Source organism: Rhodococcus sp. As11 (assembly GCF_048957735.1).
GTDB lineage: Bacteria > Actinomycetota > Actinomycetes > Mycobacteriales > Mycobacteriaceae > Rhodococcus > Rhodococcus gordoniae.
Genome location: NZ_JARDJE010000013.1, coordinates 51680 through 62475 on the forward strand (window position 1 = coordinate 51680; position 10796 = coordinate 62475).

Sequence of the window (10796 nt, forward strand, 5' to 3'; positions counted from 1 at the left end):
ATACGCTGACACGTCGAATCGTTCGCCTGTGGAGGAGTTGAGTGATGCGGGGTGTCCTGCGGACCGCGGTCCCGGCGCTGACTGTGGTCTTCGCGCTGAGCGCGTGCGGCGGTGGCGGCACCGACGACGTGTTGTCCACCGGTGGCTGGCCGGGCCGTCACTCCGATGCCCGCAACAGCAACACCGCGACCGCCGACGGTGTCGACGATCTCACGGCCGGCTGGACCCGCCCGCTGGGTGGAGCGGTCGGCTCGCCCGCCGGCATCGCCGCCAACGGTCAGGTCTCGGTGACCGCCGCGACGGCGGCCGGATGCAATCTGTTCTCCTTCCAGATGGATTCCGGTCGCAAGCGCTGGTGCACGCGTCTCGCACCGGCCGTCACGACGATCACACCGGTCTCCGACGCGGTCGCCAACATCTACGTCGGGGAGGACGGCGGGGTGCTGTCGTTCAACGAGCACGGTCAGCGTCGCTGGCGCCTTCCTGTGAGCGGCAGCCCGCGCAGTGCGCAGTTCACGTCCGACGGAAGTCTGCTGGTGGTCACCCACTTCGGTCAGGTGAATGTCGTCGATCCCCAGACGGGCCACCTCGAGGCGCCCTTGTTCGATCTCGTGCCGGTGCCGACCGTCGCGGACGGGCAGAATCTGCCGCGACTCGCGAGCGATCACGGTCTGCCGGCATGCTTCGGCGGCTCGGAGGACTGCCCGGTGGCCACCACTCCGGCCGTCGACACCGCCACCGATCGCGTCTTCGTCACCGTGTGGCGGCCGGGCGCCGACCGGTCCGCGCTCGTGGCGCTGCGCTACACGGGCGGCGACGACGCCGCGGTGACCGAGGAGTGGTCGGCGCCCGATCTTCCCGGGGGTGCGGTGACGAGTCCGGTGCTGTCCGCGGACGGTTCCACGGTCTACGTCCATGACGGGGACGGCACCCTGTGGGCGCTCGACACCGAGACCGGCGAGGCGCGGTGGAGCCACGAGACCGGTCGTCCCACGGCACTCGGTCCCGCCGTCACCGAGGACGGGCTGTTGCTCCTCGCGTCGGCCGACGGCAGCGCGCCGCTGACGGCGTTGCGCGACAACGGCGACGGTGCCGACCTCGAGTGGGAGCGGACGGATGTGAAGCCCTACGGTGCGCCGGCGGTGACCGCCGACGGCCGGGCCTACGTGGTGGTCGACGGCGACCGGGGTCTCGCTGCCGCGGTGCTCGATCTCGCGGACGGCGCGACCACCGAGAAGGAACCCCTCGAGCCCACCACCGGACTGCCGGTCGGCACCGGCATCGGCCCGGACGGGGAGTTCGTGATCACGACCGTCGACGGCGACGTGGTGGTGCTGCGCGCCCCGCAGTCGGTGTGAGGGTGTGCCGGCCGTTCAGCGTGAGGGGGTGCAGACGAACGCTTCGGGCGTCCGGCCGATGCGGGTGAGGACCACGCTGAGCGAGGCCGACCCGCGTAGCTTCAGCCGCGGACGCAGGACCGCCGGGTCGACGTCGACACCGCGCACGAGGATCTCGACCGCACCGCAGTCGTGGCGGGCGAGTGCCTGACGGAGCGTCTTCTCGCTGTACTTGAGACGTTCGACGATCCGGAAGCCCCGCACGCCGTCGGGCAGACGGTCGCCGGTGAGATAGGCGATCCGCGGGTCGAGTTGCCACAGTCCGTGCGCGGCGGCGTAGTGGCGCACGAGACCGGCACGCACGACGGCACCGTCCGGGTCGACGATCCACTCCCCCGGCTCGCGCTCGGGGATGTCGTCGTCCGCGTCGTCGGTGATCTCGAAACCGGTTCCGTCGGAACGCAGTACAGCAGCACGGCGCCGCACGCCCGGTGCGCTCAGGCCCGGCGAGTACAGGCATGCCTCGCGGACTCCGCCGTCGAGCGAGACGACTTCGACCTCGCCGGCCCAGCCGAGTGAGTCGAAATCCAGTCCCGGCGCGCACTTCACGGCGAGATCGCGGCCCGCGTAGGCGTCGAGGAGATCGGGTAGCGGTGGTTGCAGCGCCGCCGGATCGTGGGTGCGCCGACCGCCCGACCGGCGTGCGGGATCGGCGACGACGGTGGTGCCTTTGGTGACCGGACGCAGGGCGTCGGCGCGTACCAGATACGCCCCGGGGACGTTGTGCGCGGCCATCGCCAGACGCACGTCGTCGAGGTCGCTGCCGATCACGGTCTCGGCGACCCCGACGAGTTCGGTGAGTTCGGCGCCGATCGAACACGTCACGTCGTGCACGGTGCGGCCGCGCAACCGCCGGGCACGGTGTGCCGCGACGCGCGTCGGCGTGGACTGCTGCAGGGCGTCGTCGGTGAGAACCCACTCGGTGCCACCGGCGATCTTCGTCTCCGCCTTACGTCGCAACATGACGGTTTCGACGAGCATGCCGGCGCGATCACCGAAATGCGTACGCGCCCAGCCGATGTCGGCGAGGCGCGTACGCGTCGACAGTTCGCGGCCGGCGACACGTGCAAGAGCGTCGCGGCCGTCGCCCGACGTCAGATACGCGACGTCGGCGAGGGTGAAGTCGTAGCCCAACTACTTGCCGGGCTTCACACCGGTGATCATGACGTTGTAGAAGAAGCTGCGGGGAACGACGTGCTTGAGCACGTTCTCGTCGACCCAGCTCAACGCCTTCCATCCGCCGAAGGCGAACTTCGCCCAGTTCCAGCCGAGCTTCTCCTGCGGCACCGCGGCCTCGAAGGTACGCACCGGCCAGCCGAGCAGTGCCGCGGCGAATTCCTCACTCGACGCTTTCACCTCGACGGCACCGGCCGACGAGGCCAGCTTCTCGAGATCCGAGGGGTCGAAGGTGTGCAGGTCGACGACGGCCTCGAGAGCGGCCGCCCGGGAGGACTCGTCGAGTTCGGTCTGCGGACGACGCCAGTCGCGCAGGAAGGGCAGCCGGGTGATACTGGTGGTGGCCTCCCAGGTGACCCGGCCGAGCAGGCGCGCATAGGCGTTGCCGATCGTGCTGGGTTCACCGGCGAAGACGAACCGGCCACCGGGCTTCAGCACGCGCAGCACCTCGCGGAGAGACTGCTCGACGTCCGGGATGTGGTGCAGCACAGCATGTCCGACCACGAGGTCGAAAGTGTCGTCCTCGTAGGGAATGGTCTCGGCGTCGGCGACGCGGCCGTCGACGTCGAGACCGAGATTCTCGGCGTTGCGCAGCGCGACCTTCACCATGCCGGGCGACAGATCGGTGACCGACCCGCTCTTCGCGACCCCGCCCTGCATGAGGTTGAGGAGGAAGAAGCCGGTGCCGCAACCGAGTTCGAGAGCACGCTCGTAGGGCAGGGGCTGGTCGCCCGCAGCGGCGACGAACCGGCCCTTGGCGTAGTCGATGCAGCGCTCGTCGTACGAGATGGACCACTTCTCGTCGTACGTCTCGGCTTCCCAGTCGTGGTAGAGCACCTGGGCAAGCTTGGTGTCCTCGAGGGCCGCTGCGACCTCTTCGGCCGTGGCGTACGGATTCGGCGCGGGGTCGGCCCCGTCGGTCCTGCTGGCAGTCATGCGGTGATCCTACTCGTCGGTAAGCTGTGGACAAGTGTGCGTGCCGGTCGCGTCATTCGCCGACGAACTGCGCCTTGCCCGGCCCGTTCTCGACGAACGATTCGAGGCCGATCGTGCGATCCTTCGTGGCGAACAGGGCAGCGAAGACGTGCTGCTCGATCTTCAGACCCGTGTCCAGATCGGTGTCGAGCCCCTGGTCGATCGCGGCCTTCGCAGCGGCGAGCGCGCGCGAGGCCGCGCCGGTGAACTGCCCGGCCCAGCGACGCGCCGCCTCGTAGACGTCGTCGGGTGCGACGACCTCGTCGACGAGACCGATCGACAGGGCTTCGTCGGCACCGACGAAGCGACCCGTGAAGACGATGTCCTTGGCCTTCGCCGGACCGACGAGCCGGGCCAGTCGCTGGGTGCCGCCGCCACCGGGGATGATCCCCAGCAGGATCTCGGGCGTACCGAGCTTGACGTTGTCGCCGACGATGCGACGGTCGGCACCGAGCGCGAGTTCGAGGCCGCCGCCGAGGGCGTAACCGGTGATCGCGGCGACGGTGGGCTTGGGGATGTCGGCGATCGAGCCGAGGGCCGACTGCAGGTCGCCGACGATCTCGCTCATCTGCACGAAGTTCAGGTCGGCCAGTTCCTTGATGTCGGCGCCGGCCGCGAACACCTTCTCGCCGCCGTACACGATCACCGACTTCACGTCGGAACGCACGGTCGCCTGCCGCGCAGCCTCCCGGATCTCCTCCTGGAGCTGACGATTCAGGGCGTTCATCGGGGGTCGATCGAGACGGATGGTGCCGATCCCGTCGGAGACGTCGAGGGTCACGAATTCAGCCATGCCGTTCAGCCTAGATGTCGGAGCGCCGGGCCCACGGATGAGTACCGGCCTCGTAGTAGGCCTCCTCCCCGTCGAACGTGATGTGGACCGCGCCGTCGCGGCGGCTCATGACGGGCAGGATCGGCTCGATGACCGGATCGGCTGCCATGAGGTCGGCGACCGTGGTGAAGCCCGACAGGATCGACAACTGGCTCCACGTGGGCGGAAGCAGGAGGCACCGGCCCGAACGCCAGTCGGCGAGGGCTTCCTCCACCGTTTGCCACTGCACCAGATCGGTCTCGGTGGTGTTCCCGTCCGCCCGCTGTCCTTCCGGCACCGCGGCGACGAAGAAACGCGTGTCGTAGCGGCGCCGCTCCCCCAGCGGGGTGATCCAGTTCGCCTGCGGACGCAGCAGGTCGGCGCGCAGCACGAGTCGCTCCTTCTCCAGGAAGTCGCCGAACGACAACTCGCGCGCCTCGAGCAGGCGCCGCGCCTCGGCGTAGTCGGTCGTGTCGGCCACCACGGAATCCGGGGTCGGGCCGGCGAGCAGCACGCCGCATTCCTCGAAGGTCTCGCGCACGGCCGCGAGCACCAGCGCGCGGGCCTGCGCTTCGTCGATACCGAACTTCTCGGCCCACCACGCCACGTCCGGGCCGGTCCAGCACACCTCGGCGTCGGTGTCCGAGGGGTCGACACCACCGCCGGGGAAGACGGTCATGCCGCCGGCGAAGTCCATACCGACGACGCGGCGCTGCAGGAACACCTCGACACCGCGCGCGGAGTCGCGCACGAGCATCACGGTGGACGCGTCGCGGATGGGCACCGCGGTGGGATCGAAGGTGGATGCCGAGCGATCGATAGCCATGGCCTCAACCTAACCGATCGGCCCCGGCACCACCCGGCCCGGAGTTACCTGCGGTGCCGGCCCGGCCGGCGGGTGCGGCGGGCGAAGAAGCGGTCGTCGACCTTGTCGAGCGAGATCGACTGGCTGAACGCAGCACTGAGGTTCTCGGCGGTGATCACGTCGTCCAGCAGACCCTGAGCGACGACACCGCCCTCCTTCAGGAGCATCGCGTGTGTGAAGCCGGGCGGGATCTCCTCGACGTGATGGGTGACGAGCACGATCGCCGGCGCGTCCGGATCGGCCGCGAGGGCTCCGAGCCGGGCCACGAGTTCCTCACGACCACCCAGATCCAGACCCGCTGCCGGCTCGTCGAGCAGCAGCAGCTCCGGGTCGGTCATCAACGCCCGGGCGATGAGCGCGCGCTTGCGTTCGCCCTCCGACAACGTCCCGTACAGACGATCGGCGAGATGCTCCGCTCCGAGGCTCTCGAGCATCTCCACCGCCCGGCTCGTGTCGATGTCGTCGTACCGCTCACGCCACCGGCCCAGCACGCCGTAACCCGCGGAGAGCACCAGATCGGTGACCTTCTCGTCGTTGGGCACGCGGTTGGCCAGCGCCGCGGAGGACAATCCGATCCGGGGTCGCAGCTCGGACAGATCGGTCCGGCCGAACGTCTCCGCGAGGACGTGCGCGGTACCGGAGGTGGGGAACGTCTCGGCCGCCGCGACCCGCAGCAACGAGGTCTTTCCCGCCCCGTTGGGTCCGAGAACCACCCAGCGTTCGTCGAGTTCCACCTTCCAGGTCACGGGACCGACGAGGACGTTCCCGCCGCGTCGGACCACTACGTCGTCGAATTCGATGAGCAAATCGGGATCAGGTTGTGCCACGACGACCATCTTCTCTTACGCCCGAGCCCGAAACGCGGCAGGATCGGTTCCCGTGTCGTCCTCCGCATCCGAACCTGCCGTCGTGTCCGACTCGGTCGCGCTCCCCGACCGGGCCGCCTTCCCGCTCGGGCCCACACCGGTGGACGGCGGGACACGCTTCGCCGTCCACGCCCCGCACAGCGACCGCGTCCAGGTCTGCCTCGTCGACGACGACGGGGACGAGCATCGCGTGGACCTGCCGGACCGCACCTACGGGGTCTGGCACGGGGTCGTTCCCGGCGTCGGCGCCGGGCAGCGGTACGGCTACCGCGCCCACGGGCCGTGGCAACCCCGATGGGGGCTGCGCACGAATCCGCACAAGATCCTGCTCGATCCGTGGGCACGGCGGATCGTCGGGGACGTCGGCGACCCCGGCCGCCTGCTCCCCCATCAGGGCGACCCCTTCGGGACGATGTCGACCGTCGACTCCCTCGGTCACACGCCTCTGTCGGTGGTGACCCCCGTCCTGACACCGATGCACGACAAACCCCGGGTGCCGTGGGAGAACACCGTCGTCTACGAACTGCACGTCGGCTCGTACACGGCCCGCCATCCGCTCGTGCCGCCGGAACTGCGCGGCACCTATCTCGGACTCGCACATCCGTCGGTGATCGACCATCTGGTGGGCCTGGGAGCGACCACCGTCGAGCTGCTTCCCGTGCAGGCCTTCGTGACCGAGCCGTCGGTCCGTGCGCGGGGGATGCGCAACCACTGGGGCTACTCGACCGCCTCGTACTTCGCGCCGCACCCCGCCTACGCCGTGACGCCGGGCAACGAGATCGCCGAGTTCCGCACGATGGTCGACGCCTTCCACAGTGCCGGGCTGGAGGTGATCCTCGACGTCGTCTACAACCACACCTGCGAAGCGTCGGTGGACGGCCCGAGCCTGTCCTGGCGCGGTCTCGACGCTCCCGGCTACTACCTGCTCGACACGCACGGGCGGGACGTGGATCTGACCGGATGCGGCAACACCGTCGACGCGTCCTCCCCGATCGTGGTGCGCATGGTGTGCGACAGCCTCCGGTACTGGGCGGACGTGATGGGTGTGGACGGCTTCCGCTTCGATCTCGCGAGTGCGCTCGCGCGCCCGCGCGGCGGGGCGTTCGATCCGCGAGCGGCACTGCTCACCGCGATCGTCACCGATCCCGTCCTCAGCGACGTCAAGCTCGTCGCCGAGCCGTGGGACGCCACCGCGCACGGTTATCAGCTCGGGAACTTCGGGGCTCAGTGGGCGGAATGGAACGACCGGTACCGCGACACGGTGCGCCGCTACTGGGCCGGACGTTCCGGCATCCGCGAGGTCGCGTCGCGGCTCACCGGTTCGGAGGACCTCTACGACAGGAACATCCGGCAACCGTGGATGTCGATCAACTTCGTCACCGCCCACGACGGTTTCACCCTCGCCGATGCCGTGTCGTACGAGCGCAAGCACAACGACGAGAACGGTGAAGAGGGTCGCGACGGGTCGAACAACAACGAGTCGGTGAACCACGGTGTCGAGGGTCCGACCGACGATCCCGATGTCCTCGCCGCCCGCGACCGTCACGTCCGGGCCGTGCTGGCGACGCTCCTGCTGTCGACGGGCACCCCGATGCTGCTCGCCGGTGACGAGTTCGGCCACACACAGCACGGCAACAACAACGCCTACTGCGTTCCCGAGGACGTCGCGGTCCGCGACGCGTGGCCGTTGGACTGGGAGCACGCCGACCGTGCGCGAACGGATTACGTGCGCGAACTGCTCCGCCTGCGCACACGCGTCCCTGTGCTGCGGCAGCGACGCTTCTTCGAGGGACGCGCCCGGTCCGTGGGGTATCCCGACCTGGTGTGGTTCGGCATCGAGGGGGTCGAACTCGACGACGAGGCCTGGCACGACGACAGCCGCCGCACGCTGCAGGGCTGGGTCGACGGCTCGCAACTCGGCACGGTCACCCGCACCGGCGTCACTCTCGAGGACAGCAGCGGCCTGTTCGTTCTGCATTCGGGGAATGCCGCCACGGTGACACTGGCCGGGCCCGAGTGGTATCGCGGCGACATCGCGTGCGTGTTCGATTCGAGCGCCCCCGACGGCCGGCCCGCGGACACCTCACCGATGCGGGTGGGAAGTTCGTACCCGGTCGTCGGACCGACGGTGCTGATCTTCCGGATCGCGGACGGCGAAGAGGTCGAGCAAGGATGATCCACGGCGGCACGACGCCGGTGGAGGTCAGACTCGTGCGCTGACCGTGCCCGGCACCGCGACGACCGTGATCGAACCCGGCGCCACCTCGGTGAAGCCCGCATCGCGGACCGCGACGGCGGTGCCCGCTTCCACCCGGGCGAGCAGTCCGCGCCAGGTGGTCTCGTCGGCGTCGCGGACGGCGCACGGGAATCCGTCGGATGCCCAGGCACGTGCGGTGTCGACGTCCAGTGCTCCCGCGAACAGCATCGCGGCGTGACCGACCTGCGCGGCCGCCTTACCGACGGTCATCTCGAGGTCCTTCTGCACCCAGAAGACGGGCACGCCGTCCGCCGGTGGGGGCGGATCGTCGTGGGGCAGGTCGGTGCCGCCGATCTGCAGGCGGGAGATGCGCGGGTCGAGCTCCCCCACCGGACCGGGCACGAATGCCCGGGCCTGGGCACCGGCGTGGTCGACGGTGACCCCGTCGACGTCCTGCGCGGCATGCCAGTGCGCTCCACGGGCGCGGCGGGCGACCTTCCGGATCCGCGCGTCGTTCCACGCGAGGAAGGGCTCCTGCCACGGACCGGGTTCACCCTCCGGACCGGCGCCCACCCGCGGGTCGAAACACAGTGCCACGGTGGCCATCGCGGCCGCCTCGAGCACCGCGCTACGGGCGGGAGGATCGACCTTCGGGAGGTGCAGCACGATCGGCATCGCCTGCACCTTCCCCGGGTCGTCCGGATCGGGCCGGTCCCCGTAACCGCGGGTGAGGACGCCGTGCCGGTCGGCGAAACCCGGATCCGACGCCGGGTCGAAGACCGGCTCGGGTGCCGTGTCCACCACGTCGGCGTGCAGCCGCTCGGGGCTCCGCTCAGACACTGCCGTCGATCGGGACGCGCCGCAGGGTTCCGTCGACGCGGTCGGCCGCCTCGATCTCGTCGCGCGTGACACCGAGGACGAACAGCACCGCATCGAGGTAGGGATACGACAGCGCCGTGTCGGCGACCTCACGCAGAGCCGGCTTGGCGTTGAACGCCACGCCCAGCCCCGCCGCCGCGAGCATGTCGATGTCGTTGGCGCCGTCCCCGACCGCGACGGTCTGTTCGACAGCCACGCCGGCCTCGTCGGCGAACTCCCGCAGGGCACGTGCCTTGGCGGCGCGGTCGACGATGTCGCCGACCACTCGCCCGGTGAGTGTGCCGTCGACGATCTCGAGCGTGTTGGCGCGGACGAAGTCCAGTTCGAGTTCGTGTGCGAGCGGGTCGATGACCTGACGGAAGCCGCCCGAGACGACACCGCAGCGGAATCCGAGGCGCCGCAGCGTCCGGATCGTGGTGCGGGCACCGGGAGTGAGCTCGAGTTGCTCCGCGACCTCGTCGATGACGGTCGCGGGCAGACCGGCGAGGGTCGCGACGCGTTGCTCGAGGGACTGCGCGAAGTCGATCTCGCCACGCATGGCGGCTTCGGTGACCTCGCGGACCTTGTCCTCGACACCCGCGTGTGCGGCGAGCATCTCGATGACCTCGCCCTGGATGAGTGTGGAGTCGACGTCGAAGACGATCAGGCGCTTGGAACGACGGGCGAGGCCGCCACGCTCCACCGCGATGTCGACGTCGAGACCCGCGGCGAGTTCGACGAGAGCGTGCCGCAGAGCGGCGTCGGCCTCGGCGCCGGTATCGGCGGCGGTGATCATCAACTCGAGGCCGGTGAGCGGATAGTCGGCGATACCGCGGATCGAATCGATGTTCGCGCCCTGGGACGCGAGCGTGCGGCCCACCGATCGCAGTGCCCGGGCACTGACCGGGCTGCCCAGGACGACGACGGCGTGGGTCGAGACGGTGCGTGCACCGCGCTCGGCGCCGATCTGGACGTCGGCGTGCATGCCGATCGTGGCCATCGCGGACTCGACCTCGTCCTGCAGTGCTTCGACATCGTTCGGGCAGACGAGGAGGACCCCGAGGGTGAGCCGCCCGCGGATCACGACCTGTTCCACATCGAGCAGGTCGACGTCGTGCCGCGTCAGCGCTGCGAAGAGCACCGAGGTCACGCCGGGATGGTCAGGTCCGGTCACGGTCACCAGCACCGTGCTGTCAGACGCCACTACGTCTCCGATCGCTTGTCTGTCGAGGTACACGCGGACGCACGCGCGTACCGGCTCGCCCGTCCATTGTTGCAGGTCGAACCGTCCCTCCCGTTCGCGGGTCCGGCCCACCGAAAGGCCGAAGCCCCACCCGGTGCACGGATGGGGCTTCGGTCGATCGTCGCTCTGCGCTCAGGCGCGCGGATGGTCGCCGGGGGTACGGTCGGCACCCTCGAGGACATTGACGTTGTGCTTGTCGCTGCCCGGGCCGACGTGCGCCTCGGCGCGCATCTTCTCGACCATGTGCGGGTAGTGCAGCTCGAAAGCAGGGCGCTCCGAGCGGATCCGCGGCAGCTCGGTGAAGTTGTGCCGCGGCGGCGGGCAGGTCGTCGCCCACTCGAGCGAGTTGCCGTAGCCCCACGGGTCGTCGACCGTGACGACCTGGCCGTAGCGGTAGCTCTTGAAGAC

At 69.8% G+C, this 10796-nt stretch carries 9 protein-coding genes and 1 pseudogene; 2 read left to right on the forward strand and 8 right to left on the reverse strand.

Annotated features, from left to right (window positions below; genetic code table 11):
• Nucleotides 1–44 precede the first annotated feature (44 nt).
• A complete protein-coding gene (locus PV766_RS16535; protein WP_129976353.1) occupies nucleotides 45–1358 on the forward strand; it encodes a PQQ-binding-like beta-propeller repeat protein in 1314 nt (437 codons plus the stop codon).
• Nucleotides 1359–1373: 15 nt separating this feature from the next.
• On the opposite strand, the gene PV766_RS16540 is transcribed toward PV766_RS16535, so the two are convergent.
• Genes PV766_RS16540 through PV766_RS16560 form a run of 5 tightly spaced genes read right to left on the reverse strand, consistent with a single transcriptional unit; the run spans nucleotide 1374 to nucleotide 6060 of the window.
• Entirely contained in the window at nucleotides 1374–2531 is a 1158-nt protein-coding gene (locus PV766_RS16540; protein WP_129976354.1) for a THUMP-like domain-containing protein, read from the reverse strand.
• Nucleotides 2532–3509: a class I SAM-dependent methyltransferase gene (locus PV766_RS16545; protein ID WP_064065028.1), complete on the reverse strand. Its 978-nt coding sequence runs from the start codon at nucleotides 3507–3509 to the stop codon at nucleotides 2532–2534.
• A gap of 52 nt (nucleotides 3510–3561) precedes the next feature.
• Nucleotides 3562–4341, reverse strand: coding sequence for an enoyl-CoA hydratase-related protein (locus PV766_RS16550; protein ID WP_064065029.1), 780 nt, complete (start codon nucleotides 4339–4341; stop codon nucleotides 3562–3564).
• Nucleotides 4342–4351: 10 nt separating this feature from the next.
• Nucleotides 4352–5185 carry an NUDIX hydrolase gene (locus PV766_RS16555; protein ID WP_064065030.1) on the reverse strand — a complete coding sequence of 278 codons (834 nt, stop codon included), beginning with the start codon at nucleotides 5183–5185 and terminating at the stop codon, nucleotides 4352–4354.
• A gap of 44 nt (nucleotides 5186–5229) precedes the next feature.
• Nucleotides 5230–6060, reverse strand: coding sequence for an ABC transporter ATP-binding protein (locus PV766_RS16560; RefSeq protein WP_016934626.1), 831 nt, complete (start codon nucleotides 6058–6060; stop codon nucleotides 5230–5232).
• A gap of 43 nt (nucleotides 6061–6103) precedes the next feature.
• Here PV766_RS16560 and glgX point away from each other — a divergent pair, with 43 nt between their 5' ends.
• Nucleotides 6104–8266: a glycogen debranching protein GlgX gene (gene glgX / locus PV766_RS16565; protein ID WP_421097433.1), complete on the forward strand. Its 2163-nt coding sequence runs from the start codon at nucleotides 6104–6106 to the stop codon at nucleotides 8264–8266.
• 27 nt (nucleotides 8267–8293) lie between these two features.
• Here the strand turns inward: glgX and PV766_RS16570 are convergent, their stop codons facing one another.
• The 3 genes and pseudogenes from PV766_RS16570 to PV766_RS16580 all read right to left on the reverse strand — a co-directional run.
• A complete protein-coding gene (locus PV766_RS16570; RefSeq protein WP_421097436.1) occupies nucleotides 8294–9088 on the reverse strand; it encodes a peptidyl-tRNA hydrolase in 795 nt (264 codons plus the stop codon).
• 31 nt (nucleotides 9089–9119) lie between these two features.
• Entirely contained in the window at nucleotides 9120–10349 is a 1230-nt protein-coding gene (serB, locus tag PV766_RS16575) for a phosphoserine phosphatase SerB (protein ID WP_026003575.1), read from the reverse strand.
• Between the two features lie 171 nt (nucleotides 10350–10520).
• Nucleotides 10521–10796: pseudogene (locus PV766_RS16580) on the reverse strand (cytochrome ubiquinol oxidase subunit I); the annotation flags it as partial.